Annotated in this window: 23 protein-coding genes and 1 tRNA gene; 20 read left to right on the forward strand and 4 right to left on the reverse strand. The window is 68.2% G+C overall.

The genetic code is table 11. The features are described from left to right. The first annotated feature begins 5 nt into the window (after positions 1-5). The 20 genes from mraY (at position 6) to V7Q48_RS06880 (ending at position 22,714) form a co-directional block, all read left to right on the forward strand. A complete protein-coding gene (gene mraY, locus V7Q48_RS06785; RefSeq protein WP_333837059.1) occupies positions 6-1,070 on the forward strand; it encodes a phospho-N-acetylmuramoyl-pentapeptide-transferase in 1,065 nt (354 codons plus the stop codon). After that, complete coding sequence (gene murD, locus V7Q48_RS06790) at positions 1,067-2,362, forward strand: UDP-N-acetylmuramoyl-L-alanine--D-glutamate ligase (protein ID WP_333837060.1); 1,296 nt, start codon at positions 1,067-1,069, stop codon at positions 2,360-2,362. Before mraY ends, murD begins: the two co-directional genes overlap by 4 nt. Before the next feature lie 3 nt (positions 2,363-2,365). After that, entirely contained in the window at positions 2,366-3,577 is a 1,212-nt protein-coding gene (locus tag V7Q48_RS06795) for an FtsW/RodA/SpoVE family cell cycle protein (protein WP_333837061.1), read from the forward strand. Beyond that, positions 3,574-4,788 carry an undecaprenyldiphospho-muramoylpentapeptide beta-N-acetylglucosaminyltransferase gene (murG, locus tag V7Q48_RS06800; RefSeq protein ID WP_333837063.1) on the forward strand — a complete coding sequence of 405 codons (1,215 nt, stop codon included), beginning with the start codon at positions 3,574-3,576 and terminating at the stop codon, positions 4,786-4,788. Before V7Q48_RS06795 ends, murG begins: the two co-directional genes overlap by 4 nt. After that, positions 4,785-6,209, forward strand: coding sequence for a UDP-N-acetylmuramate--L-alanine ligase (gene murC, locus V7Q48_RS06805; RefSeq protein WP_333837065.1), 1,425 nt, complete (start codon positions 4,785-4,787; stop codon positions 6,207-6,209). Before murG ends, murC begins: the two co-directional genes overlap by 4 nt. Next, complete coding sequence (gene murB / locus V7Q48_RS06810; RefSeq protein ID WP_442947104.1) at positions 6,209-7,114, forward strand: UDP-N-acetylmuramate dehydrogenase; 906 nt, start codon at positions 6,209-6,211, stop codon at positions 7,112-7,114. The genes murC and murB overlap by 1 nt, the downstream gene beginning before the upstream one ends. Beyond that, on the forward strand, positions 7,111-8,079 hold the full coding sequence (locus V7Q48_RS06815; protein ID WP_333837066.1) for a D-alanine--D-alanine ligase: 969 nt from the start codon (positions 7,111-7,113) through the stop codon (positions 8,077-8,079). Before murB ends, V7Q48_RS06815 begins: the two co-directional genes overlap by 4 nt. 2 nt (positions 8,080-8,081) lie before the next feature. Continuing rightward, the gene (locus V7Q48_RS06820; protein ID WP_333837067.1) at positions 8,082-9,038 is read left to right on the forward strand and encodes a cell division protein FtsQ/DivIB; all 957 of its coding nucleotides are present in this window, start codon (positions 8,082-8,084) and stop codon (positions 9,036-9,038) included. An 8-nt stretch (positions 9,039-9,046) separates the two neighbouring features. Next, positions 9,047-10,330 carry a cell division protein FtsA gene (gene ftsA, locus V7Q48_RS06825; RefSeq protein ID WP_333837069.1) on the forward strand — a complete coding sequence of 428 codons (1,284 nt, stop codon included), beginning with the start codon at positions 9,047-9,049 and terminating at the stop codon, positions 10,328-10,330. A 224-nt stretch (positions 10,331-10,554) separates the two neighbouring features. Then, on the forward strand, positions 10,555-12,018 hold the full coding sequence (ftsZ, locus tag V7Q48_RS06830; RefSeq protein WP_333837070.1) for a cell division protein FtsZ: 1,464 nt from the start codon (positions 10,555-10,557) through the stop codon (positions 12,016-12,018). An 84-nt stretch (positions 12,019-12,102) separates the two neighbouring features. Continuing rightward, positions 12,103-14,106, forward strand: a complete 2,004-nt coding sequence (locus tag V7Q48_RS06835; RefSeq protein WP_333837071.1) for an SPOR domain-containing protein — start codon at positions 12,103-12,105, stop codon at positions 14,104-14,106. A gap of 168 nt (positions 14,107-14,274) precedes the next feature. Further along, positions 14,275-14,778, forward strand: coding sequence for a YbjN domain-containing protein (locus tag V7Q48_RS06840; RefSeq protein ID WP_333837073.1), 504 nt, complete (start codon positions 14,275-14,277; stop codon positions 14,776-14,778). A 16-nt stretch (positions 14,779-14,794) separates the two neighbouring features. Further along, positions 14,795-15,607 carry a pyrroline-5-carboxylate reductase family protein gene (locus V7Q48_RS06845; RefSeq protein ID WP_333837074.1) on the forward strand — a complete coding sequence of 271 codons (813 nt, stop codon included), beginning with the start codon at positions 14,795-14,797 and terminating at the stop codon, positions 15,605-15,607. 297 nt (positions 15,608-15,904) lie between these two features. After that, the gene (locus V7Q48_RS06850; protein ID WP_333837075.1) at positions 15,905-16,648 is read left to right on the forward strand and encodes a Bax inhibitor-1/YccA family protein; all 744 of its coding nucleotides are present in this window, start codon (positions 15,905-15,907) and stop codon (positions 16,646-16,648) included. 238 nt (positions 16,649-16,886) lie between these two features. Next, entirely contained in the window at positions 16,887-17,645 is a 759-nt protein-coding gene (locus tag V7Q48_RS06855) for a hypothetical protein (protein ID WP_333837076.1), read from the forward strand. Positions 17,646-17,747: 102 nt separating this feature from the next. Further along, a tRNA-Ala gene (locus tag V7Q48_RS06860) sits at positions 17,748-17,823 on the forward strand. A 178-nt stretch (positions 17,824-18,001) separates the two neighbouring features. Then, complete coding sequence (obgE, locus tag V7Q48_RS06865; protein WP_333837077.1) at positions 18,002-19,057, forward strand: GTPase ObgE; 1,056 nt, start codon at positions 18,002-18,004, stop codon at positions 19,055-19,057. 81 nt (positions 19,058-19,138) lie between these two features. Continuing rightward, positions 19,139-19,426 carry a hypothetical protein gene (locus V7Q48_RS06870; protein WP_333837078.1) on the forward strand — a complete coding sequence of 96 codons (288 nt, stop codon included), beginning with the start codon at positions 19,139-19,141 and terminating at the stop codon, positions 19,424-19,426. A 151-nt stretch (positions 19,427-19,577) separates the two neighbouring features. Then, positions 19,578-21,242: a S10 family peptidase gene (locus V7Q48_RS06875; RefSeq protein ID WP_333837079.1), complete on the forward strand. Its 1,665-nt coding sequence runs from the start codon at positions 19,578-19,580 to the stop codon at positions 21,240-21,242. Between the two features lie 134 nt (positions 21,243-21,376). Further along, on the forward strand, positions 21,377-22,714 hold the full coding sequence (locus V7Q48_RS06880) for an alginate export family protein (protein WP_333837080.1): 1,338 nt from the start codon (positions 21,377-21,379) through the stop codon (positions 22,712-22,714). Positions 22,715-22,855: 141 nt separating this feature from the next. Here V7Q48_RS06880 and V7Q48_RS06885 read toward each other — a convergent pair whose 3' ends face one another. The 4 genes from V7Q48_RS06885 to hisB form a co-directional block, all read right to left on the reverse strand. Then, positions 22,856-24,025: a glycosidase gene (locus tag V7Q48_RS06885; protein WP_333837081.1), complete on the reverse strand. Its 1,170-nt coding sequence runs from the start codon at positions 24,023-24,025 to the stop codon at positions 22,856-22,858. Further along, entirely contained in the window at positions 24,022-24,795 is a 774-nt protein-coding gene (locus V7Q48_RS06890; protein WP_333837082.1) for an SDR family oxidoreductase, read from the reverse strand. The genes V7Q48_RS06885 and V7Q48_RS06890 overlap by 4 nt, the downstream gene beginning before the upstream one ends. Positions 24,796-24,891: 96 nt before the next feature. After that, a complete protein-coding gene (hisH, locus tag V7Q48_RS06895; RefSeq protein ID WP_333837083.1) occupies positions 24,892-25,521 on the reverse strand; it encodes an imidazole glycerol phosphate synthase subunit HisH in 630 nt (209 codons plus the stop codon). Further along, positions 25,514-26,107 carry an imidazoleglycerol-phosphate dehydratase HisB gene (gene hisB / locus V7Q48_RS06900; protein WP_333837085.1) on the reverse strand — a complete coding sequence of 198 codons (594 nt, stop codon included), beginning with the start codon at positions 26,105-26,107 and terminating at the stop codon, positions 25,514-25,516. The genes hisH and hisB overlap by 8 nt, the downstream gene beginning before the upstream one ends. Between the last annotated feature and the right edge of the window lie 115 nt (positions 26,108-26,222).

A 26,222-nucleotide genomic window follows, 5' to 3' on the forward strand; every position in this document is an offset into this window, starting at 1 on the left:
GGTGAATGCTCTATCTTCTGGCGCAATGGCTGCATTATGAGGGCCTGAGCAATCTTTTCCGCTACCAGTCTTTCCGTGCCGGCGCCGCGCTGCTGACGGCGCTGGTCATCGGCCTGCTGATCGGCCCGCGTTTCATCGACATGCTGCGCCTGCGCCAGGGTAAGGGGCAACCGATCCGCGAGGATGGCCCGCAGACGCACCTCGCCAAGCGCGGCACGCCGACGATGGGCGGGCTGATGATCGTGACCTCGCTCGTGCTCGGCCTGCTAATGTGGATGGACGTATCCAGCCGCTACGTCTGGGCCTGCCTGATCGTCACGCTGGGCTTTGGCCTGATCGGCTTCCTCGACGACTACGACAAGGTCACGAAGTACGCGCACAAGGGCGTACCGGCCAAGGTCCGCCTCGCGCTGGAATTCGTCGTCGCCGGGCTGGCGGCGTGGCTGGTGGTGACCGAGACCAACCTCTACGTGCCGGTCTTCAGCAACCTCTATATCCCGCTGGGGCCGTTCTATTTCGTGTTTGCCGCCTTCGTCATCGTCGGCGCCGGCAATGCGGTGAACCTGACCGACGGGCTCGACGGCCTCGCGATCATGCCGGTCATCATCGCCTGCGGCACGTTCGCGATCATCGCCTATCTCGCCGGCCGCGCCGACTATGCCCATTACCTGGGCATTCCGCACGTCCCGGGCGCTGGTGAACTGGCGATCTATTGCGCTGCGGTGATGGGCGCAGGCTTAGCGTTCCTGTGGTTCAATGCGCCGCCTGCGGCCGTATTCATGGGCGACACCGGCAGTCTTGCGCTGGGTGGGACGCTCGGCGTGATCGCGGTTGCCGCGCACCACGAGATCGTGCTGGCGATCGTGGGCGGGCTGTTCGTGATGGAGGCGGTCTCGGTGATCGTGCAGGTCTTCGTCTATAAGCGCACTGGTCGCCGCGTGTTTCGCATGGCCCCGATCCACCACCACTTCGAACAGCTTGGCTGGAAGGAATCGACCGTCGTGATCCGCTTCTGGATCGTCTCGATCATCCTCGCGCTGGTCGGCCTGGCGACGCTCAAGGTCCGATGATCGTCAGCCCCGCCTTTGCCGGCAAGAAGTACGCCGTTCTCGGCCTCGCCCGCTCGGGCATGGCGACGGTGGAATGCCTGCTGGCGAGCGGGGCCGACGTCACCGCCTGGGATGCCCGCGAGGAACCGCGCGCCGCGCTCGAAGGGCGCGCGATGATCGCCGATCCGCTGGCGATCGATCTGGCGGGCTATGCCGGCGTGGTCGTCTCGCCCGGCGTGCCGCTCAACACCCATCCGATCGCCGCGCAGGCCCACGCCGCCGGCGTGCCCGTGATCGGGGACATCGAATTGTTCGCACAAGCGCGCGGCGATCTTCCGCCGCACCGTGTCGTCGCGATCACCGGCACCAACGGCAAGTCCACCACCACCGCACTGACGCATCACCTGATGCAGGCGGCGGGCGTACCCAGCCTGATGGGTGGCAATATCGGCAAGCCGATCCTCGAGCAGGAGCCGCTGCCGGCCGGTGGTGTCTATGTGCTCGAACTGTCGAGCTACCAGATCGACCTGACGCAGCGTCTTGATGCCGACGTCGCGATCCTGCTCAACGTCTCGCCCGATCACCTCGACCGCTACGACGGCTACGACGCCTATGTCGCGTCAAAGGCACGGCTGTTCGCGATGCAGGCGCTGGGCCATCTCGCGCTCGTCGACATGAAGGCCGAGATGGACGACGATGTCCTGCGCTTCGCGCCCGAAGGCGCGAACTTCGCCTTCATCGACAGTATCGATCTACCCGGCGATCCGGCGCAGTGGCCCTCGCTGCAGGGGCCGCACAACCGCACCAACGCCGCGGCCGCCGTCGGCGCGGCACGGTTCCTCGGGCTCGACGATGCAATGATCGCGGCGGGCCTCGAAAGCTTTGTCGGCCTGCCGCACCGCATGGAACGCGTGGCGCAGAGCAACGGCGTGCTGTTCGTCAACGACAGCAAGGCGACCAATCCCGCCTCGACCGCGCCCGCTCTGGCGGCGTTCCCGCGCATCCACTGGATCGTCGGCGGCCTGCCCAAGGGCGACGATCTCGACGACTGCGCCCCGCATTTCGACCATGTCGTGCGGGCCTATACCATCGGCGAGGCCGGCCCGCGCTTTGCCAGCCTGCTCGAGCCGGTCATGCCGGTGACGCGCGCGGAGATGCTCGGCAACGCCGTACGCGCCGCCATGGCCGAGGCCCAGCCCGGCGACGTGGTGATGCTGTCGCCGGCCTGCGCCAGCTTCGACCAGTTCCGCGACTTCGAGGCGCGCGGCGATTGCTTCCGGCAGATCGTGGCGGCCTTGACCGCAGGGAGTTAGGCGATGGCAACGCATGGACCTGTCGTGACATCGGTGGCGGCCAGCGCCACCGTGGGGGCGGCGGCACCGTCGCTGCGCCGGCCGCGCCGCGGGGCGGTGCTGATCTGGTGGCGCGAGATCGACCGCGTGCTGCTTTCGCTCGTGCTCGTGCTCATGGTGGTCGGCGCCGTGGCGGTGGCGGCGGCCTCGCCTGCCAGCGCGCATCGCCTGTCCACGCATCAGAAGACTTTGAGCGACCTGACGTTCTTCTGGGCGCAATTGCGCTGGCAGGCGGTCGGGCTGGTGTTCATGATCGGCGTGTCGATGCTGCCGAAGGAAACCGCGCGGCGCAGCGCGATCCTGCTGGCCGGCGTGATGATCGTCGCGCTGATGCTGGTGCCGCTGATCGGTACCGAGGTGAAGGGCGCCAAGCGCTGGATCCTCGGCATCCAGCCCTCCGAATTCCTGAAACCCGGCTTTGCCATCGCCGTCGCGTGGATCCTCAGCTGGAAGGCGCGCGATACGCAGATGCCGGTGATCCGCCTGTCGATGGCGCTGATCGCGGTGGTCGGCGCGCTGCTGATGGCGCAGCCCGATTTCGGCTCGACCGTGCTGTTCTGCGGCGTGTGGTTCGTGCTCGTGCTGCTTTCCGGCCTGCCACTGGTGCGCGTGGGCTGGGCGCTGGCGGGCGGCATCGCCATCGTCATCGCGGCCTATCTGTTCTATCCCAACGCGACGCATCGCATCGACGCCTTCCTGACCGGCGGCGCGCAGTTCGACCAGGTCGACCTCGCCATGCGTACGCTGGTGGCGGGCGGCTGGACCGGGACCGGGCTCTGGCTCGGCGCGCGCAAGAATGCTTTGCCCGAGGCGCATACCGACTACATCTTCTCGGTCATCGGCGAGGAGTTCGGACTGATCGCCTGCGCGGCGATCGTCATCCTCTACTGCGCGATCGTGCTGCGCGTGCTGCTGCGCCTCGTGGACGAGGAAGACCTGTTCACCGTTCTTGCCGCAACCGGCTTGACCGCGCAGCTGGCGGGGCAGGCCTTCATCAACATCATGGTGAACCTCCAGCTGTTCCCGTCCAAGGGCATGACGCTGCCGCTCATCAGCTATGGCGGCTCGTCGACGATCGCGCTGTTGCTGGGGGTCGGTTTCCTGCTCGCCATCACGCGGCGCAACCCGTATCTGACCCGCGAAACCTTCCATCTGGGCGAGCTGACGCGCAAATGACTGCACAACCCCACCCCGGCGTCTCGCGCCACTTCGTCCTCGCGGCGGGCGGCACTGGCGGGCACTTGATCCCCGCCTTTGCGCTCGCGGTCGAACTGCACGCGCGCGGGCACCACGTCGCGCTCATCACCGATGCCCGCGGCGCCAAGATTCCGGGCAAGCCCGATTTCCTCACCGCGCATGTGCTTCCTGCCGGCCGCCTGGGCAAGAACCCGGTGCAGATGCTCAAGGGCCTGCGCGCGATCTGGCAGGGACGGCGCATGGCGCTGCGCCTGTTCGAAAGTTTCCAGCCGGCCGGCGTGATCGGCTTCGGCGGATACCCTGCGCTGCCCGCGCTGCTCGCAGCGCGCGCTGCGCGCATCCCGACCGTCATTCACGAACAGAACGCGGTCCTGGGGCGGGTCAATCGCTTCCTCGCCAAGCGGGTCGACGCTATCGCCACCGCCTATCACGAGGTCGACCGGCTCGAGCCGCGCTGGTGGGGCAAGACGCACCTCGTCGGCAACCCCGTGCGCGCGGAACTGCTCGAGCTGCGCGGCGCGCCGTTCCCGGCTTTCGAGGAGGACAGCCCGCTGCGCGTACTGGTTACCGGTGGCAGCCAGGGCGCGAGCGTCTTGGCGCAGGTCGTGCCCGATGGCCTTGCCATGCTGCCGCCGGCGCTGCGCCACCGGTTGCAGGTGACGCAGCAATGCCGCCCCGAGGACCTCGAGGCAGTGCGCGCGCGCTATGCCGCGCACGAGATTCCGGCGGAGCTGGGCACTTATTTCGAAGATATGGCGAGCCGGCTGGCCGACGCGCATCTTTTCGTCGGCCGTTCGGGCGCTTCGACGATCGCCGAACTGACGGCGGTCGGGCGCCCTGCCATCCTCGTGCCGCTGCCGATCGCGACCGACGATCACCAGGCGGCAAACACGCGCGAGATGGTCAAGGCCGGCGGTGCGCGGGCGATCCGCCAGCCGGGCTTCACCCCCAAGGAACTGGCCAAACAGATCCAGGCACTGGCGATGAACCCTGGTGCGCTGGGCAATGCCGCCCATGCTGCGTGGAACTGCGGTTTGCCCAATGCGGTGGAAGACCTGGCCGACCTCGTCGAAGGGTTCGGCGGGGCACCGCTGATGGACGTGATCCGCGTGGAGCCGGCGGCGGCTGCGGCAACCAAGGGCGCCGAGGCGCTGGCGCGCGATACGCGCGGTGTGGAGACAGAAGCATGAAGGGCGTCGGCGTCGAGATCGGCACCATCCATTTCGTCGGGATCGGCGGCATCGGCATGTCGGGCATTGCCGAGGTGATGCACAACATGGGCTACGCGGTGCAGGGCTCGGACATGGCGGAAAGCTATGTCGTCGAGGGCCTGCGCGCACGCGGCATCGCGGTGATGATCGGCCAGCGTGCCGAGAACGTCGCCAATGCGCAGGTCGTGGTCACCTCGACCGCAGTGAAGCGCGACAATCCCGAAGTGGTCGCCGCGCTCGAGGCGCGCATCCCGGTGGTGCGCCGTGCGGAAATGCTGGCCGAGCTGATGCGGCTCAAGAACACCGTCGCCGTGGCCGGCACGCATGGCAAGACGACAACGACCTCGATGGTGGCCTGCCTGCTCGATGCCGGCGGGGTCGATCCGACCGTGATCAACGGCGGGATCATCAACTCCTACGGCTCGAACGCGCGACTGGGCGACAGCGACTGGATGGTCGTCGAGGCCGACGAAAGCGATGGCTCGTTCTTGCGGCTCGACGGCACGATCGCGGTCGTCACCAATATCGATCCCGAGCATCTCGATCACTACGGTTCGTTCGAGAAGGTCAAGCGCGCCTTCGTCGAGTTCATCGAGAACGTGCCGTTCTATGGTGCGGCGATGCTGTGCATCGACCATCCCGAGGTGCAGGCGATCATCCCCCAGGTGCGCGACCGCCGCGTCGTGACTTACGGCTTTTCGGCGCAAGCCGACGTGCGCGGCGAGGGCGTGACGCCCGAACCCGGCGGCAATCGCTTTACCGCTGTGCTGCGCCAGCGCGACGGCTCGTTCCAGCGGATCGAGGACATCCACTTGCCGATGCCGGGCCGGCACAACGTGCAGAACGCGCTCGCCGCCATCGCCGTGGCGGTCGAGATGGGCGTGCCGCATGATACGGTCCGCACCGGTTTCGCCAAGTTCGGCGGGGTCAAGCGCCGCTTTACCAAGGTGGGCGAGATCGCCGTGCCCGAGGGCGCGGTCAGCGTGATCGACGATTACGGGCATCACCCGGTCGAGATCCGCGCCGTGCTGGCCGCCGCGCGCGAGGGCGTGCGTGGCCGCGTGATCGCGGTGGTCCAGCCGCACCGCTTCAGCCGCCTGCGCGATCACATGGAAGAATTCCAGGCCGCGTTCAACGATGCCGACGTCGTTTATGCAGCGCCCGTCTATCCAGCGGGCGAGGCGGCGATCGAGGGCGTCGACAGCGCCGCGATGGTCGAGGGCATCAAGGCGCGCGGGCACCGGTCGGCGCACCTGATCGATGGCCCGGCCGCACTGGCGGCGGAGCTGGCGCCGCAATTGCAGGCCGGCGACATGGTCGTCTGCCTGGGCGCCGGAGACATCACCAAGTGGGCGGCCGGGCTGGCGGATGCTGTGTCGTCGCTGAGGGAGCCTGCGTGATGGACCCGATGCCCGACCACAAGGGCAAGCTCACCCCGAATGCCCCGCTCGCCCCGCTGGTGTGGTTCAAGGCCGGCGGCGCCGCCGACTGGCTCTTCGAGCCCAAGGACGTCGCCGACCTGCAAGCCTTCCTCGCCGCGCTGGCGCCCGAGGTGCCGGTCATGGCGCTGGGCCTCGGCTCGAACCTGATCGTGCGCGATGGCGGCGTGCCGGGCGTGGTGATCCGGCTGGGCAAGCCCTTTGCCAAGGTGACCGCTCGCGATGCGGTGACGCTGGATTGCGGCGGCGGCGCCTCGGGCATCCTGGTGTCCTCGACTGCCCGCGATGCCGGGATAGCCGGTCTGGAATTCCTGCGCTCGATCCCCGGCACGGTCGGCGGCTTCGTGCGCATGAACGGCGGCGCCTATGGGCGCGAGGTCAAGGACGTGCTGGTCGATTGCGACGTGATCGAGCGCACCGGCGGCCTCGTGCGGCTTGACCTGGCTGATCTGGGCTATGCCTATCGCCATTCCGACCTCACCGATGGCAGCGTCGTCGTCTCGGCACGGTTTCGCGGGGAGCCAGGCGAGCCGGCGGCGATCCAGGCCGAGATGGACCGCATCTCCGCCGCACGCGAGGCATCGCAGCCGCTGCGCAGCAAGACCGGCGGATCGACCTTCAAGAATCCGGAAGGCCACAAGGCCTGGGCGCTGGTCGATGCCGCGGGTTGCCGCGGGCTGACGCGCGGCGGGGCGCAAGTGAGCGAGAAGCACACCAATTTCCTGATCAATACGGGCGAGGCCACCAGCACCGACATCGAGGCGCTGGGCGAGGACGTACGCGCCCGCGTGAAAGAGACACAAGGCGTGGAGTTGCAGTGGGAAATCAAGCGAGTGGGCCGAACGAAGCAGGCGGATATGCCATGACGGATCTGCCCCGGCTGCATGTGGCGGTGCTGATGGGCGGCTGGTCGAGCGAGCGACCGGTATCGCTGACCAGCGGCGAGGGCGTGGCCCGCGCGCTCGAGGAACGCGGCCACCGGGTGACGCGCATCGACATGGGGCGCGACGTCGCGCTGCGCCTGGCCGAGGCGGAGCCCGATGTCGTGTTCAACGCGCTGCACGGCACGCCCGGCGAGGACGGCACGGTGCAGGGCATGATGGACCTGATGGGCCTGACCTACACCCATTCGGGCCTCGCCACCTCGGTCATCGCGATCGACAAGGAACTGACCAAGCAGGCGCTGGTGCCGCACGGCATCCCCATGCCCGGCGGGCGCGTGGTCGATACCGAAGACCTCTACGTGCGTGATCCGCTGCCGCGCCCCTATGTGCTCAAGCCCGTCAACGAAGGGTCTTCGGTCGGCGTGGCGATCGTGACGGCCGAGGGCAATTACGGCGATCCGATCAGCCGCGATGCGGCCGGCCCATGGCAGACCTTCGATTCGCTGCTCGCCGAACCGTTCATCCGCGGCAAGGAGCTGACCACTGCCGTGCTGGGCGACCGCGCGCTGATGGTCACCGAGCTCAAGCCCAAGACCGGCTTCTACGATTTCGACGCCAAGTACACCGACGGCATGACCGAGCACGTCTGCCCCGCCGAAATCCCCGACGACGTGGCCGAGGCGTGCAAGGACATTGCATTGCGCGCGCATCGCCTGCTCGGCTGCAAGGGCACGAGCCGGTCCGACTTCCGCTGGGACGACGAGCGCGGCGTCGAGGGCCTGTTCCTGCTCGAGGTCAACACCCAGCCCGGCATGACGCCGCTCAGCCTGGTGCCAGAGCAGGCGCGGCACCTCGGCATCGATTATCCCGACCTCGTCGAGGCGATCGTCGCCGAGGCACTCAAGGATGCGGCCGCAGCGGCGGCGCGCAAGCACGGGGCCGACTGACCATGGCGCAGACGATCCGGCGTGGTGGCAAGGGCGTGCGGCGGGTTGCCGCGACGCGCGGCGCCAAGGCCAAGGTGCAGACGGCGCGCAAGCAGACCGGCACCGCGATCGGCCATGCGCTGCGCGTCCAGCCGTTCAGCGAAGAAACGCTGCACCGGATCATGCTGACCGCCATCCTCGGCACGGCGGCGGTCGTCACCTGGACGGTGGCCAACATCGCCGGCGTGCCCGCGCTGGCCGAGGCGCAAGTAGCGCGCCTGTCGCACCAGGCCGGTTTCGACGTGAAGCATGTCGAGGTGCGCGGCGTGAAGCGCATGAACCAGCAGACGATCTACGAGCGCGTGCTGGGCCAGCGCGACCAGGCGATGTCGCGGCTCGACGTGGCGGGCTTGCGTGACGGGCTGCTCGGCCTGCCGTGGATCAAGGATGCGCGCGTCTCGCGCCAGTTGCCCGATACGCTGGTGGTCGACGTGGTCGAGCGCACCCCGCACGGCGTGCTGCGCAAGGGTGACCAGCTGATGCTGATCGACGAGACCGGCCACGAACTCGAGCCGGTGAGCGCCGCCAAGGCCCGCGGGCTTTTCGTCCTGACGGGCGAGGGGGCGGCCGCGCGCGTTCCCGATCTCAATCGCCTGCTCGATGCAGCGCCTGCGCTCAAGCCGCAGGTGTCCGAGGCCGAATGGATCGGCAATCGCCGCTGGAACCTGACATTCAAGACGGGGCAGGTCCTGGCGCTGCCCGAAGGCGAGGACGAAGCCGCCGCCGCGCTGCTCGAATTCGCACGGCTCGACGGGGTCAATCGCCTGCTCGGCGGCAAGATTGCCAGCTTCGACATGCGCGCCAAGGATCGTACCTACATGCTGGTGCCCGGCCATGCCGAGGAAATGGCCAAGGATGCCGCCGACAAGGTCAAGGCCAAGGCCGCAGCCAAGGCGGCCCGCGCCGCCGCCAAGGAATAGGGCAGGGCATGGCTGCACCGCGCATCACCAAGGTCTTCGCCGCCGTCAATCTCGGCTCGTTCCGCACGTCGGCGATGATCGCCGGCCTGTCCGAGGCGGGCGAACTCGTCGTGCTCGGCTCGGGGCATCGTGCCTCGCAAGGCATCCGCCGCGGCTATGTGGTGGACATGCTGGCGGCCACGCACTCGGTACGTGACGCGATCGAGCGTGCCGAGAAGATGGCCAATACCTCGGTCAGCAAGGTACTCGTCGGCTGCGTCGGCGCCGGGCTGCGCAGCACGACCGCGCAAGTCGAGGTCGACATCGGCGGCCGGCGCATCGAGGACGACGACATCGCGCACCTGCTGGTCGCGGCGCGCGAGGCGATCGAGCCTGACGGCCGCAGTGTGCTGCATGCCCAACCCGCGCACTACACGCTCGACGGCGCGCATGGCGTGCCCGATCCCAAGGGCCTGCACGCCGACCGGCTGGCGGTCGACATCCACGTCATGCTCGCCGACGGCGCGCCGATCCGCAACATTCGCGAGACGGTCGAGAACGCGCACCTCAAGGTCGATGCCGTGGTCGCGGCACCGGTCGCCTCGGGCCTGGCGTGCCTTGCCCCCGAAGAGCGCGATCTGGGCGTCGCCCTCGTCGACTTCGGCGCGGAAGTGACGACGATCTCGGTCCACGCCGGCGGGATGCTGCTGGGCATGCAGGTCCTGCCGTTCGGCTCGGGCGACATCACCGACGCGGTCGCGTCCTCGTTCGGCATCCGTCGCTACCAGGCCGAGCGGCTCAAGTGCATGTCCGGCTCGGCCATCGCCAGCCCGGCGGACCACCGCGAGATGATCCCGGTGAATGCGCCCGGCGATCCCGAGGGGGCGGGCCCGCTGGCGCGCCATGCCGACGACAAGAATCGCATCCCGCGCGCGGAACTGATCTCGGTGATCACGCAGCAGCTCAACCAGTTCACCGACGAGGTCGGCCGCTCGCTCAAGGCGATGGGCTTTACCGGCACGCGCGGCCAGCAGGTCGTGCTGACCGGCGGCGGGGCGCAGCTGCCAGGGCTGGCGGACTATGCCCAGTCTGCGCTGGGGCGGCCGGTGCGCATCGGTGCGCCGCCCGCGATGCTGGGCCTGCCGCAGGGCCATGCCACCCCCAGTTCGGCAACGCTGGTCGGCCTGATCCTTCACGCCGCATCCGACCCGGTCGACATCCGCAAGATGTCCGCCGCTGCGCAGGCGCAAGGGGCCACCAGCATGATGGGCCTCGCGCGGCGGGTGCTGCGCGCGCTGAAGGACTATTTCTGATGGGGCGCTGCGGTGCTTCGTCGCACGGCAGAACCGGATCGGCGAGGATTGGCGCCAAACAGGTGTTCGATCCTGTGGAAAAACGCCGATCGGCTTTGATTCGGCGAAACGATCCGTGCCAAAGCTGAAACAACCATATTCCGGTCATAATCGACCGTCTGACGTGCCATTACTCACTGCCCGAACCAATCCCAAGCCCCATCCAACCCGAAAGGGAGACCGACATGAGCATCAACATCGGACCGCCGGCCATTGACGAGCTTCGGCCCCGTATCACGGTGATCGGGGTGGGCGGCGCCGGCGGCAACGCCATCGCCAACATGATCAACGCCCGGATCGAGGGCGTCGAGTTCGTCGTCGTCAATACCGACGCGCAGGCGCTCAACAACTCGATCGCGGAAAACCGCATCCAGCTCGGGCCGGCGATCACGCAGGGCCTTGGCGCCGGTGCCCGCCCCGAAGTGGGTCGCGCCGCCGCAGAGGAAACGCTCCCCGATCTCGAGCGCATCCTTGATGGCGTGCACATGGTCTTCATCGCAGCCGGCATGGGCGGCGGCACGGGCACCGGTGCGGCCCCCGTCATCGCCGAGGCCGCGCGTCGCAAGGGCGTGCTGACCGTGGGCGTGGTGACCAAGCCGTTCCTGTTCGAGGGCACGCGCCGCATGCGCTCGGCCGAGACCGGGATCGAGGAGCTGCAAAAGCACGTCGACACCCTGATCGTCATTCCCAACCAGAACCTGTTCCTGGTGGCCAAGGCCGAGACGACCTTCAAGGAAGCGTTCCAGCTCGCCGACGAAGTGCTGCAGCAGGGTGTGCGCTCGATCACCGACCTCATGGTCATGCCCGGCCTCATCAACCTCGACTTCGCCGACGTGCGCTCGGTCATGGGCGAGATGGGCAAGGCGATGATGGGCACCGGCGAGGGCGATGGCCCCAACCGTGCGCTCGAGGCGGCGGAACGCGCGATCGCCAACCCGCTGCTCGACGGCGTGTCGATGCAGGGCGCCAAGGGCGTCATCATCTCGATCATCGGCGGCGACGACATGAAGCTGCTCGAGGTCGACGAGGCCGCGAACCACATCCGCGAACTGGTCGATCCCAACGCCAACATCATCTGGGGTTCGGCGTTCAATCCCGACCTCAACGGCAAGATCCGCGTCTCGGTGGTCGCCACCGGCATAGAGCAGAGCAGCGAACAGGCCGAGCAGGCCGCGCGCCCGGTGAACCTGCCCGGCAACAGCCGTGGGCCGGCGTTCACCCCGGCCGCGCCCGCGCGCCCGGCGATCGCCATGCCGACCGCCCCGGCCCCGGCTCCGGCGCCCGTCGCGGCACCTATGGCCCCGCCGCCGGTCCAGCCCGCCAGCTGGGACGAAGCGCCGGCTCCCGCGCCGCAGGATCCCTATGACCTGACGCTCGAACTGGGCAGCGAGTCGGCCGAGCAGCTTCCGCCCGAGCCGGCGGCTCCGGCCCCGGTGGCACCCGCCGCGGCTCCGGCCACCCCGCGCCTCGGCATCGGTGGCGAGCCCGAGCGTCCGGCGCCGCGTGTATCGACCGGTGGCGGCAGCACGCTGTTCGAGCGCATGGCCAACCTGTCGCGCGGCGCCGCGCGCAGCGATGACGCCGATGAAGCCGACGACAGCGCCTCGCTGAGCATCCCGCGCTTCCTCGGTCGCCAGAACAACCAATAAATGCGACGGGCCGCCGCTATCCCCCGGGGATTTGGCGGCCCGTTGTTCAGGCTTCAGGCGCGATGCGCTATGGCCGGATCCACAATGACTTCGCGATTCATCCTGTCGTCCGCCTCGTCGCTGGTTCTGGCCATCGGTGTGGGCGCGCTGTCGCCGGCGCTTCTCCCGCAAGCGCATGCGCAGGGCCTGTCCGGCCTGCCGTCCCAATCGGTCATGGATGCGCCCGGCACGCCGCGCGCGACGCCGTATCCCGCGCAGAACCCGGCGCGTAGCGTACCGGTCTATCCCGCCAACCCGACTTATCCGGCGCAGGCCGTGCCGACGGTGTCGCGCCCCGTGGTCCAGCCGCTGCCGTCGGCCGGGACTGCCAATGCCAGCCAGGCGCTCAACGCCGCGCTGGGGCGGCTGGCGCGCGAGCCCGGTAGCGTCGATGCGCTGGTCGATGCGGGCGATGCGGCAATGGCGCTGGGCGACATGGATGCGGCGATGGGCTTCTTCCGCCGCGCCGCCGACATCGCGCCCACCAATGGCAAGGTGCAGGCCCAGATCGGCCGCGCCATGGTGCGCGCCAACGATCCACTGGCGGCGATCCGTGCCTTCGACCTGGCCGAGCGGGCCGGCGCGGACATGTCCGCCGTGGCCGCCGATCGCGGGCTGGCGCACGATCTTGCCGGCGATTTTACCGGCGCACAGGGGTACTACCGGCAGGCGCTGGCGCGCGGCTATGACGCCGAAGTGACGCGCAAGCTGGCGCTCAGCCTTGCCATCGGCGGCGATCGCGCGGCCGCCGAGCAGGTGCTGCAGCCGCAATTGTCGACCTCGGATCGGGCGGCCTGGCGGGTCAAGACTTTCATTCTCGCGATCGCCGGCAACAACGAGGAGGCGATCAGCGTCGCCAATTCCTCGATGCCGCCGCAGCTCGCCGCAGGCATTGCGCCCTATTTGCGCTACATGACCCGTCTGACGCCGGCGCAGCAGGCCGCCGCCGCCAACTTCGGCCGCTTCCCGCGTGCGGCAGATATCGGCCGCGACGAACCGCAGATCGCCCAATATGCAGCGGCGCATCCGCGGCCGACGCGGGTTCAGGTGGCGCAGGCCGCGCCGGTGGCGACCCCCGTGGCCAATGCCCGGCGGGGACGCGGCGGACGCGCGGCGCGCGCCACAACGCCGATCGCCCCGGCTGCGGCACCGCCCGTGCTGGTCGCCCCGCCGCCGCCGGCAAGCCAGGCCCCGACCATCCTGGCCGCGCGCACGCCGCAGCCGGCGCCCGGGCCTTCGTTCACCTCGAACCCGGTCGTCCAGGCTGTTCCCCAGCCGGCACCGCAGCCCATGGCCACGCCGGCTGTCACCACCGCGTCGTCCGGCACCGCAACGGTGGTCCTGCCGCCGGTCGGCCAGGGGGCGAGCCAGCCGATGCAGTCGGTCCCGGTGCCGGCCCAGGCCTCCGTGCCCACCCAGGCCCCGGTGCCGACGCAGGCCGCGACGCAGCCGGCTCCGCCGACTGCCATGGCCTCGAACGCCGCGGCGCCGACGCCCGATGCCTTCGCTGCGCTGTTCGCCGGTTTCTCCGCTCCTGCCGAGGAGCAGCAGCGCCCGGTCGTCGCCGTCGATCTGGCCGCGGTTGCCGCAGCCAACCAGCGTGCCGCCGCCGAACGCGCCGCACTCGAGGCGAAGAAGGCGGCCGAAGCGAAGAAGCTGGCCGACGCCAAGAAGGCTATCGCCGATCGCAAGGCGGCCGCCGAAAAGAAGCTCGCCGACGCCAAGAAGGCCGAAGACGCGCGCAAGGCCAAGGAAGAGGCCAAGCGCCTCGCGGCCAATCCCTCGCGCACCTGGGTTCAGGTTCTGACCGGAGGCGATCGCGCCAAGATGGGCAAGGAGTGGGCCAAGCTTCAGGCGTCGTCGGCAGACTTGCGCGGGCGCCGAGCCTATGTCACGCCGTGGAACCGGGTCTATCGTCTCGTGACGGGGCCCTTCCCGAGCGACGCCGCCGCGCAGGCCTTCGTGGCCAAGCTGAAGGGCAGCGGTGTGAGCGCGTTCCAGTTCGACAGTCCCGCCGGCCAGGCGATGGACGGGGTCGCGGCGAAGTAAGCGGGGCCGGCAGATGACGCTTCGCCGGCTTGTCCACAGCTTTTGCACAGCGTTGTCGAGTTTTGCCCAAGGCTTGACGGCCCGTAGATTGTCGGCGGCAGGCCTGTCCGCGATGGATCGTTGGAACACGCGGCACCCGATGCGGCTGCCGTGTCAGGGGGCGTGACGATGCGAGCCGGCCACGAAGACAGCGATCGGGACGACGCCGCGCCGGTGGACATGCTGGCATCGCTGTTCGAGGCGCGCGGGTGGCCCTGCGAGTTTGTCTCGGACGACGAGATCCATGGCGAGGTGCAGGGCTCCTGGGCGACCTACCAGCTCCGCTGCATCTGGCGCGAGGAGGACCATGTCCTCCAGATCCTTTGCCTGCCCGACATCCGCGTGCCCGACGACAAGAAGGGCGCGATGGTCGAGGTCATGGCGCTCATTAACGAGCAGGTCTGGCTGGGGCACTTCGACATCTGGTCCAACGGCTCGGTGCTGCTCTATCGTCACGGCCTGATGCTGGGTGACGACGGCCTGCTCAGCCTGCACCAGGCCCAGGCCGCGATAGAGGCGGCGGTCGACGAATGCGACCGGTTCTATCCCGCCTTCCAGTTCATCCTCTGGGGCGACAAGTCCCCGGCCGAAGCCCTCGCCAGTGCGCTGGTCGATGCGGCCGGCGAAGCCTGATCGGACCCGTCACGCGATGACCTATTCCCTGCTCCAGTTCGGTTGCGGCAACATGGGCGGCGCGATGCTGACCGGTTGGCTCGCCAGCGGCATTGCGCCTGCGGCCTTCACCGTCGTCGATCCCCACTTGTCCGAAGCGCCCGCGGGCGTGCGCCTGCTGCGCAGCGCCCCGGTGGGCGAGGCGCCGGTGCGCTTCGTGTTGTTGGGCTTCAAGCCCCAGGGCCTGGCCGACGCCGCGCAGACCATCGCGCCGTTCGTCGGGGCAGGGACGGTCGTGCTGTCGATCCTCGCCGGGGTCGATCTGGCCACGCTGCGCGCCCGCTTCCCCGATGCGGCGGCCATCGTGCGCGTCATGCCCAATCTTGCCGCAGCGCTGGGCAAGTCGCCCGTCGCGCTCGTCGGTGATGCCGGCGCCGATGGCGAGGTCCGCGCCGAGGTCGAGCAGTTGATGGCACCGCTCGGCACGGCCGAATGGCTGTCGGGCGAGGACCAGATGGACCTCGTGACCGCGTTGGCCGGATCCGGGCCCGCCTTCATCTACCGCGTTATCGACGCGCTGGCTGCGGGGGCTGCCGCGCTCGGCCTGCCGCGCGACCAGGCCGACCGGCTGGCGCTTGCCATGGTCGACGGCGCCGCGGCGCTGGCAGCGGCATCGCCCCATGCGCCCGGCGAACTTGCGCGGCGCGTGGCGAGCCCCAAGGGCGTGACCCAGGTCGGCCTCGACGTGCTCGACGCCGATGCGCGTCTGGAAACCCTTATGCAAGACACGTTGCGGGGTGCGCGCGATCGCAGCGCCGAAATGACCGAGGAAGCCCGCCGCGCGGGGTAGGTGATCGCCTCGGTTGCGCGTGCGCAAACAAGCTGGACCCCGGATCAAGTCCGGGGTGACGGACTGAAGAATTCTCATTTTCATCGTCACCCCGGACTTGATCCGGGGTCCAGCTGTTTGGTTCTGCCAACGACGTCAACGTGACCCGAGCCAGCCGGATCGCCGCCGACAAATTGACCCGCTTCGAATACATTTTGTCACACAATCGCGGTTCCGGTTTCGCTTGAAAGGCGTTTCGGGAAGGACGATATTGCGTGCATGGGCCATTTCGGCCCGCATCGGAGAAAGTGCAAGCACATGGCAAACTGGAACGATCCTCGGCCCTCGCAGACGGGCTTCGGCGCGTCTCCGAGCCTGTCGGGCGCACAGGGCCGCGGCGAAGTGTTCGACGCCGGCCTGCGCCGCTACATGCTGTCCATCTACAACTACATGGCCTCGGGCGTGCTGTTGTCGGGCGTCGTGGCGCTCGTCTTCGCCACCAGCGGCATGGCGGCCGTCGTATTCGGCACGCCGCTGCGCTGGCTCGTGGCACTGGCGCCGCTCGCGTTCGTCATGGTGATGAGCTTCGGGATGAACCGCCTGTCGTCGACCACGCTCAAGGCGCTTTTCTGGGCGTTCAGCGCGGTGATGGGCATGTCGCTGTCGTCGATCTTCTTCGTCTACACCGGCCCCTCGATCGCGGCGACGTTCTTTGCCACCGCGGGTGCCTTCGCCGGCCTCAGCCTGTTCGGCTACACCACCGGCAAGAACCTGTCTGGCATGGGCAGCTTCCTCATCATGGGGCTGTTCGGCATCATCATCGCCTCGGTGATCAATATCTTCCTGGCCTCGCCGGCCCTCGCCTGGGGCATCAGCTTCCTCGGCGTGCTGATCTTCGCGGGCCTGACCGCCTACGATACCCAGCGCCTCAAGGAGCAGTACGCCTACGTCGCCGGCACGCCCTACGCGGACAAGGTCGTCGTGATGGGGGCACTCAGCCTCTACCTCGACTTCATCAACATGTTCACGTCGCTGCTGCAGATCATGGGCGACCGCCGCTGATCGCCAGGTCGATCATGGCAACCCCGTATTTTTACGGAACAATACGTGCCTGGCGCAGTTTATCGCGCCGGGCATTTTCTTTTCGGCAAAGCCGGTTACGATAGCCTTGTCCATAATGCGGGGTGCGCCGGACGGCGCGGTCCAGAACAATCCGGGGTCTGCAATGACGGGAATGCTGCGCAATCGCGCCAATAAGTCGGGGAATGCGCATATGGGGAACGAGGGTGCCGCCACAGGCGTGACCGGTTTGAACCAGGGCCGCCGTGTCTCGGTGCGCAGCGCCGCGGTGCTGGCCTCTGCGCTCGCCGCCGCGCTTGCCGGGTGCTCGACGCCCGCGCCGCCGCCACCGCCGCCTCCGCCTCCGCCGCCGCCCAAGGTGGTGATCGTGCCGCCCAAGCCGACGCCGCCCAACGGGGCAAGCGACAATCTCCAGATCCCGCCGCTGATGGCCTCGGGCCTGCGCGAGTCGGTGAACCGCAACATCAGCTCGGCGCAGATGATGTGGAACCTGCGTTCGGCCTACAACGTCGCCGCGCTCAATTGCACCGGCCCGCGCCACACCGAGATCCTGCCGCTGTACAAGGGCTTCCTCAAGACTCACGCCAAGGCGCTGACGACCGCCAACAAGACCGTCGACAGCGAGTTCAAGGCCAAGTTCGGCCCCCGCTTCGTCGCCCCGCGCGAGCAGTACATGACCGCGGTCTACAACCACTTCGCGCTGCCCGCGACGATGGGTGAATTCTGCGACGCCACGCTCGCGGTTGCGCGCGACGCTGCCACGGTGAAGCCGGCCGAGTTCAGCGCTTTTGCCGAACGCAGCCTGCCCAACATCGAGATCGTGTTTGACGTCTTCTATCGCCGCTACGAAACCTATCGCACCGACCTTGCGGCCTGGCGCGCGCAGTACGGCGATGCCCAGCCGGGCACGCAGATCATCGTCCCCAGCGTCGCCAGCCAGGGGGCAACCAACGGCGTTGTGCTGCCGGCCGGCGCTTAAAAAGTTCCATTTTTGCACTTGGCGCCGCCATGGCTCTGCGCTAATGGCGGCGCTCCCGACGCGGGGGAGCCCTGGGCAACCCCGATCGGACGATACTGGAACGGGGCCGTAGCTCAGATGGGAGAGCGCGTCGTTCGCAATGACGAGGTCAGGGGTTCGATCCCCCTCGGCTCCACCAGTATGAATTGAACGGACCGGTTTCATTTTCCGGTCCCCATGATCGCCAGCCTGCGACCAGCCTGCATTCCGACGCGCCACGTTGCCGACGGGCCGGGCGGGGAAGCGGGCCTGTGGCGCTTTCGGTGTTGCTGCAGAAGCGGTGCCGGCGCCATGACAGGACTGCCGGATTTTTAACCATGCATTTTCTCGACCAAGCCAAGATCTTCATCCGCTCGGGTCAGGGCGGCCCCGGTGCGGTCAGCTTCCGGCGCGAGAAGTATGTGGAATACGGCGGTCCCGACGGCGGTGACGGCGGCAAGGGCGGCGACATCATCTTCGAGGCGGTGACCGGCCTCAACACCCTGATCGACTTCCGCTATACCCAGCACTTCAAGGCGCAGCGCGGCCATGGCGGCGCGGGCAAGAACCGCACCGGCGCGGGCGGCAACGATCTGGTCATCAAGGTGCCGATCGGCACGCAGGTGCTCGACGACGACCGCGAAACGGTGCTGGCCGACCTGACCGAACCGGGCAAGCAGGTCGTGCTGCTGCGCGGCGGTGACGGCGGGCGCGGCAACCTCAGCTTCAAGTCGTCGACCAACCGCGCGCCGCGCCAGTGCGGGCCGGGCTGGCCGGGTGATGAGATGTACGTCTGGCTGCGGCTCAAGCTGCTGGCCGACGCCGGGCTCGTTGGGCTGCCCAATGCCGGCAAGTCCACCTTCATCAACCAGATCACCAATACCAAGGCCAAGGTCGGCGACTACGCGTTCACCACCACGCGCCCGCAACTGGGCGTGGTGCGTCACCGGGCGCGCGAATTCGTGCTGGCGGACATTCCCGGCCTGATCGCCGGTGCGGCCGAGGGCGCCGGGATCGGCGACCGTTTCCTGGGCCACATCGAGCGTTGCCGCGTGCTGATCCACCTGATCGACATTCACGGCACCGACCCGGCCGAGGCGCTGCGCATCGTCGAAGAGGAACTCGAAGCCTATGGCGCGGGTCTCGAGGACAAGCCGCGTCTGGTCGCGCTCAACAAGATCGACCTCGTTGATGCCGAACTCGTTCGCGCATTTTCCAAGGAATTGCTCGAGGCGGGAGCAACGCGCGTGTTCCCGATCTCGGGTGCGACGGGCAGAGGCATGGATGACCTGCTCGATGCCGTGCTCGATTACCTGCCTGCCGCGACTTCGACCGAACGCCCCAGCGGCGAGGTCGAGGATGCGGCCGACGCCAAGCCGTGGTCGCCGTTCTGACGGCTGCGTGACTGCAGTTTTCGGGGGACAGCCGCGCGTCCCCCCTATCGCGGCATCGGCGGATCGCGCACAACGCGCGGCATGAGCCAGCCCGCCCCGACCAAGCCGATGGACCCCCTCGCGCAGAGGGCGCTGTTTGCCCGCGCCGTGGACCTGCTGGGCGGGATCAAGGCCGCCGGCGCCGCCATCGGCGAGAGCGAACTGGGCATGGCCGCACTGCTTTCGGGGGCCGAGCCCTTGCAGCCGCGCGTGCTCGAGCGCGCGAGCAAGGCACTGATCGCCCATGCCGATGCCTGCCGCGCGATGGAGCGCCGCATTTCGCCAGCCTTTGCCGCCAACCTCACCGACGCGCAGATCGGCCGCTCCTGAACACAGATGACGCTGACCGGTTTGTGATCGTCGCCGGTCGGGCCCTGTCGGTCGTTCATCGAACGGCAGCCGGACAGCGCCCTTGACCCTAACGGCGCCGTAGCGTTCGATGGGTGAGACCAATCGGTTTCACCTGCAAAGGAACACTGCCTTGCGCCGCACCCTGTCGTTCGCCGCCGCCGCCTCGTTGCTCGCCATCACGCCTGCCCTGGCCAGACCGGCCATGGCCAAGCCTGCGGCGGATGCACCCGCGCCGGTGGCGGACGCGGACAATCCCGACGGCATCCCGGCACCCGACAAGGCGACGACCACGCGCTTTTTCCAGCCCCGCCAAGTGCAGTCCGCTGGCAGCGTGACCGTGGGCGGCCAGCGCATCGACTATACCGCCGAGGCGGGCACGATCGTCGTCCATCCGCAGGGCTGGGACGATTCGGATTGGCGCGAGAAGGCGGCTGCCGGCAAGGGCCAGGAAGAGGCCAAGGATGCGCCGGCCGAGGCCGCCATGTTCTACGCCGCCTATTTCCGCAAAGGCGCTAGCGGCAACCGACCGATTACCTTCGTGTTTAACGGCGGGCCAGGTTCGGCGACGGTGTGGCTGCACATGGGCGCCTTCGGCCCGCGCCGGGTCGTGACCTCGGACGACAGCCATACGCCGGCGGCGCCCTACAACCTCGTCGACAATGCCTACAGCCTGCTCGACGCATCCGATCTCGTGTTCATCGACGCGCCGGGGGCGGGGTGGTCGCGCATGGCCGGCAAGGACAAGGAAAAGGCGTTTTGGGGCGTCGATCAGGACGTCCACGCCTTCCGCGAATTCATCAAGCAGTTCCTCACCGCGCACGGCCGCTGGAACAGCCCCAAGTTCCTGCTGGGCGAAAGCTATGGCACGCCACGCGCCTCGGTGCTGGTCAACGCGTTGCAAAGCTCGGACTCGCTCGACTTCAACGGGGTGATCCTGCTCTCGGCAATCCTCAACTTCGACCTGAGCGCCGATGCGCCGCAGAACAATCCGGGCAGTGACACCGCCTACGTCGTCTCGCTGCCGACGGTGGCGGCAACCGCGTGGTATCACAATCGCCTGGCCGGCCAGCGCCCTGCGCAGATCGAGCCGTTCCTGCGCGAAGTCGAACAGTTCGCGACCGGCGAGTATGCCGCCGCGCTGATCCAGGGCAGCACGCTGCCCGATGCCCAGCGCCAGCAGATCGCGACGAAGCTGGCGGGCTATACCGGCATTCCGGCCGACTATTGGGTGCGTTCGAACCTGCGGCTCAACGTCGGCCAGGTGATGCAGCAGTTGCAGGCCGCCACGGGGCTGACGACCGGCCGCATCGACACGCGTTTCAGCGGCCCGGCGATCGATCCCACTGCCAAGGAAGCGGGATACGATCCGCTGATCTCGGGCATCGGCTCCGCCTATATCTCGGCGTTCAACGCCTATGCACGCGACAGCCTGCATTACCGGTCGGCGCAGACCTATCGCACGTTCGCGGGCATCGAGCACTGGGACATGACACACCGCATGCCCGATGGTGGCCAGTCCGAGAGCGGGCCGCTCAACGTGATGAACGACCTCGGCAACGCGATGAAGCAGAACCCCAATCTCAAGGTGCTGGTCGCCGGCGGCTATTACGACCTTGCCACGCCCTACTTCGAGGGCGTCTACGAGATGCGCCACCTGCCGATCCCGCAGTCGCTCCAGGCCAACATCAGCTACGCCTATTACCCGTCCGGCCACATGGTCTATGCCAACGAAGCCTCGCTCAAGGGCTTCCACGACGCGACCGCGGCGTTCATCGCCGGCAACAGCCGCCGCTGAGGCGCAAGCCTACGCGTCTGTAGACAAGATGCGGCGGTGATTGACGCCCCGGTTTCTGTTTTGGCAAGGACAGCGACCGGGGCGGCGACCCCCTGTGCGGCATGGGCGCCGCTGCCTGGTCGCCTGGGGGTCTTATGTCTGTGTTGCGTGCAAGCCTGTTCGGGGCGGCGATGTCGCTTGCGCTGTCGCCAGCCGTCGCGAGCGCAGCGCCGGACGGGCTGGCCTTGTCTGGCACGTTCCGTCTGCGCGGCGAGGCGATCGCCGGGCAGCCGCGCGCGGGCTTCAACGATGAAGACCAGTATCTCGTCAGCCGCCTGCAAGCCCGGCTGACGTGGACGCATGGGCCATGGCAGGTGGTGGGTGAGGTCCACGACAGCCGTGTGGCCGGCGTCGACAAGGGCTCGCCGCTCTCGACATTCGACGTGAACACACTCGAGCCGATGCAGGCCTATGTGCGCTGGAGCGGCCCGGTGGGTCAGGGTGCCGCGCTTTCCGTGATGGCCGGGCGCATGACGATGGAGCTGGGCTCGCGCCGCCTCATCGCCAACGACGACTATCGCAACACCACCAATGGCTTCACCGGCGTCCGCGCCGACCTGGCGACCGCAGGCGGATGGCACGCGACGGGTGTCTATCTGCTGCCGCTGCAGCGCCTGCCCGAAGACGTGCCGGCCTTGCGCAGCGGGCGCGCGGAGCTTGATCGCGAGAGCTTCGATACGGTGCTGTGGGGCGGGCTGCTGACGCGCCAGCGCAAGGGCTCACCGTTCCTCGCCGAGGTGGAGTACCTGCATTTCGGCGAGCGTGACAGTCCGGGGCATCCGTCGCGCGATCGTTCGCTCGACACGGTCAACCTGCGCGTGGCGCGCGAGACGCAGCCCGCGCATGTCGACTGGAGCGTCGAGGGTATGCACCAGTGGGGGCGCGCGGCCACGGCTGCCACGCCGGGTGCCGCGCGCCTGCCGGTCAGCGCATGGTTCGGCCGCGCGAGCCTGGGCTACGCCTGGGCCACGCCCTGGCATCCGCATGTCCTTGCCGAGTTCGACTATGCCAGCGGCGACGGGCCGGGTGGACGCTATGGACGGTTCGACACGCTTTACGGATTGCGCCGGCCCGATCTGGGTCCTGCCGGGCTCTATACCGCGATCGTGCGCTCCAACTTCCTGTCGCCCGGCATCCGCATCGAGGTGGCGCCGGGCAAGCGCTTCGACGCGTTCGTCGGCTATCGTGCGTTCTGGCTGGCCGACCGCCACGATTCGTTCGCCTCGACCGGGGTGCGCGATGCCACCGGGCGGTCGGGGCGTTTCGCGGGGCACCAGATCGACATGCGCCTGCGCCAATGGCTCGTGCCGCAAAAGCTGCGGGCCGAGGTCGACGCCGTCTATCTGGCGCGGGGCCGCTTCCTTGAAACGGCCCCGAACGGCAGGGCGGACGATACGCGCTATATCGCCGCAGGCGCGACCGTCAGTTTCTAGGGCCTGCGGTGATTTAGCCCATGGCGGGCTGCGAACGGCCGCTTTTCGCGCTTCCGGTGCTCACGTACCAAAAGTACGCTGCGCTCCGGGTCGCGAAAATCAGCCATTCTCGCTGCACCCTGACCTAAATCCCCACAGGCCTTATGGTGTGAAGGCGTCCTTGGGGATGTGCGTCACGCGGCACGCCAGGTCCGCCTCGCCCGAGGCGACGATGAAGCGGTCGCCAAGATCCACCACCCCGGTGGTGAAGACCACGTCGCGCAAGTAGAGCAGGTCCTCCAGCGGCCGGGTCAGTTCGGGTGCCGGCTCAAGCAGCGGCGTCTCGCCTTCGGCCAGAACCACCGTCGGGTCGTTCTCGTCGAGCAGCGTCCAGAACGTGCGGTAGATGCCGACGATCTCCTTGGGCTCGACACCGTGCCACAGGCACAGCCAGCCACGCTTGCCCGCCACCTCGGTCAGGATCGGCGGGGCGCCGCCGCCCATCCGCGCGGTCGCCGGGCGGTCGGTGCGCGGGCGGATGTGCGGCAGCAGGTGCGGCTTCCAGTGCCGGCCGTCGGGCGAAGTGGCGAGGTTGATCGAGGGGCCGGCGCGCCAGGCGCTGCCCGGCGGATAGGCAAACCACAGGTCGCCCAGCGGCCGGGTCTGCGCCCAGTACTTGCCGCCGACGAGGCCCTCGAAGATCAGCATGTCCTTGTTCTGGTGATCGAGGACGATGCCCTCGAATGTCCAGTCGAGGCCGTTGTACGAACTGTAGAGCGTGGTCGAATGGCGTTCGGGGCTGACCGAGCAGGTGGTCATGAGGTACTCGTCATCGCCGATCCGGCTGATGCGCGCATCCTCGAGGCCATAGCACTGCCACGATCCTTCGGGGGCCACGGCGCGATCGTAATGGATCGCGACGATGTCCATCCCATCGGGCGTCATCTCGACCGGCAGCAGCCATGACAGCGAGGTGAGTGCCATGACCTTCCAGCCGCCGCCGGGCAGCGTGAACTTGCGCGGGTCGCGCGTGTCGGCCAGTTCCATCGGCCAGCTGTCGAGCACGTAGCGCCCCTTGGACGCGACTTCACCCTCGGCAGGCGGCTCGGCGGCTTCCCAGCGGATGGCATGGACGCGGCCGTCGCGGATCGGCTCGCGCAGCGCCTCGGCGATGCGAACCATCAGCAGCAGGTTGCCGTTGGGCAGGACTGTCATGCCCGGGTTGAAGGCGCCGAGCACGTATGTCTCGGCATCAAATTGCCCGGCCAGCGGCGAGCGCGAGAGGTCGATCACATGCGGCGTGATGACGAGGCGGTCGATCGGAAAGCTCATTCGTCGGTCACCCGCGGCACGATGGTGAGTTGCTGGACGATGGTGCGCGACGGCTGGGTCAGGAAGTAGTGAATGCCCACGGCAATATCCTCGGCGCGCAGCATCTTTTCCTGGGCGATCATCTCGCGCTGCTTCTCGGCCGGAATGTCGGGATACTGCATGTCGCTGCCGGTGAGACCAGGTTCGACCAGGCCGACGCGGATGTTCTTGTTGCCGAGTTCACGACGCAGCGCCTCGGCGAAACCGGCGATTCCGGCCTTGATGCCCGCATAGACGGTCGAGTGGCCGCCCAGCACATGTGCCGACATCGAGCCGACGAGGACGATGTCGCCGGCCCGGCCGCCGAAGCTGGCGATCGCACGCCACGCCAAGAGAAGGTAGGCGGTGAAGTCGATGGCAATCGCCTCGCGCACGCTGGCCTCGTCCATTTCCGACAGGCCCTCGGCGCCGATGGCGGCATTGATGACGACGACGTCGATGCCGTCCATTGCCTGTTCGGCGGCGGCGAAGAACCGGTCCACGGCGCCGTCGTGCGCCAGGTCCAGCGCCAGGCCGTCGATCGACCCGCCGGTCGTCTGGACCGCGCTGATCGCATCGGCGACATGCTCGGGATTGCGCCCGCAGATGAACACCTGTGCGCCTTCGCCGGCCAGCAGCAGCGCGGTGGCGCGGCCGATCCCGGTCGAGCCGCCGGTGATAGCAACGCGCCGTCCGGTCAGCGGTGTCTGCGCGGTGTGCCCTTCGGACGTGGGGGAGGGGGTATGGGCCATCGAGCTTTCCTTCCTGCAACGGTCAGGAAGGAAAGCCCTGATTCTGCCTGTGGTTCCAGGGGATCGCCGTGGCGGTAAGGCAGGTTGTCGAAGGCCTCAGGGCTTCCAGGCGAGGAACCGAGCCAGCAGTTCGAGCCCGTAGGCCTGGCTCTTCTCGGGATGGAACTGGACGCCGAGGATGGTGTCACGCGCAACCGCCGCGACGAGGCCGCCGCCGTGGTCGGTCATCGCCGCCACGTCGCTGCTTTCGTCGGCGGAGAAATGGTAGGAATGCAGGAAATAGGCCTCGCCCGGCGCGATCAGGGCCGCGCCATCGGCGTGATGCATCGGGGCCACGTCGTTCCAGCCCATGTGTGGAACCTTGATCGAGGGATCGGCGCGCTCGATCCGGCGCACTTCGCCGCCGATCCAGTCCAGCCCCTCGGTCGTGCCGTATTCGACGCCGCGCGTGGCGAGCAGCTGCATGCCGACGCAGATCCCCAGGAACGGCATGGCATCGACCAGCACGCGCTCTTCCAGCGCATCGACCATGCCGATGACGCCGCGCAGTGCCTCGGCACAGGCGCGGAAGGCGCCGACGCCGGGCAGGACGATGCGATCGGCCCGCCGCACCACTTCGGGATCGGACGTCACCACGAGGTTTTCCGCGCCCGCCACGGTGAGCGCGTTGGCGACCGAGCGCAGGTTACCCGCGCCGTAGTCGATCAGGGCGAGCGTTTCAGCCACCAAGGATGCCCTTGGTCGAGGGCACGGCGTCGGCCTTGCGCGCGTCGATCTCCACCGCCTGGCGCATCGCGCGGGCAAAGCCCTTGTAGATGCCCTCGATGATATGGTGGTTGTTGCTGCCGTAGAGGCATTCGATGTGCAGCGTGATCCCGGCGGCCTGGCTGATCGACTGGAACCAGTGCTCGAACAGCTCGGTATCCATCTCGCCGAGGCGCGGCTGGGTAAAGGCGGCCTTCCACACCAGGATCGGGCGGCCCGAAATGTCGAGCGCGACGCGTGCCAGCGCCTCGTCCATCGGCGAATAGGTCGCGCCGTAGCGGGCGATGCCCTTCTTGTCGCCCAGCGCCTGGTGGATCGCCTGGCCCAGCGCGATCGCGCTGTCCTCGGTGGTGTGGTGCTGGTCGACGTGCAGGTCGCCCTTCACATGGCAGGTCACGTCGATCAGCGAATGACGCGAGAACTGCTCGATCATGTGATCGAGGAAGCCGATCCCGGTGTTGACGTCATAGACGCCGGTGCCGTCGAGGTTCACGCTGACCTTGATGTCGGTCTCGTGAGTGGTGCGGGCGATCGATCCAGTGCGCATGGCAAGCGGCTATACGCAGTCAACGGCGGGAATCAATCACCCGCTGTCCGACCAAATGGCCGCCCAAACGGGGCACGGGTATCCATCGCCTCTTGACCGCAAGCCGCCTCGCGGT

This window comes from Novosphingobium sp. (assembly GCF_036803765.1).
GTDB lineage: Bacteria > Pseudomonadota > Alphaproteobacteria > Sphingomonadales > Sphingomonadaceae > Novosphingobium.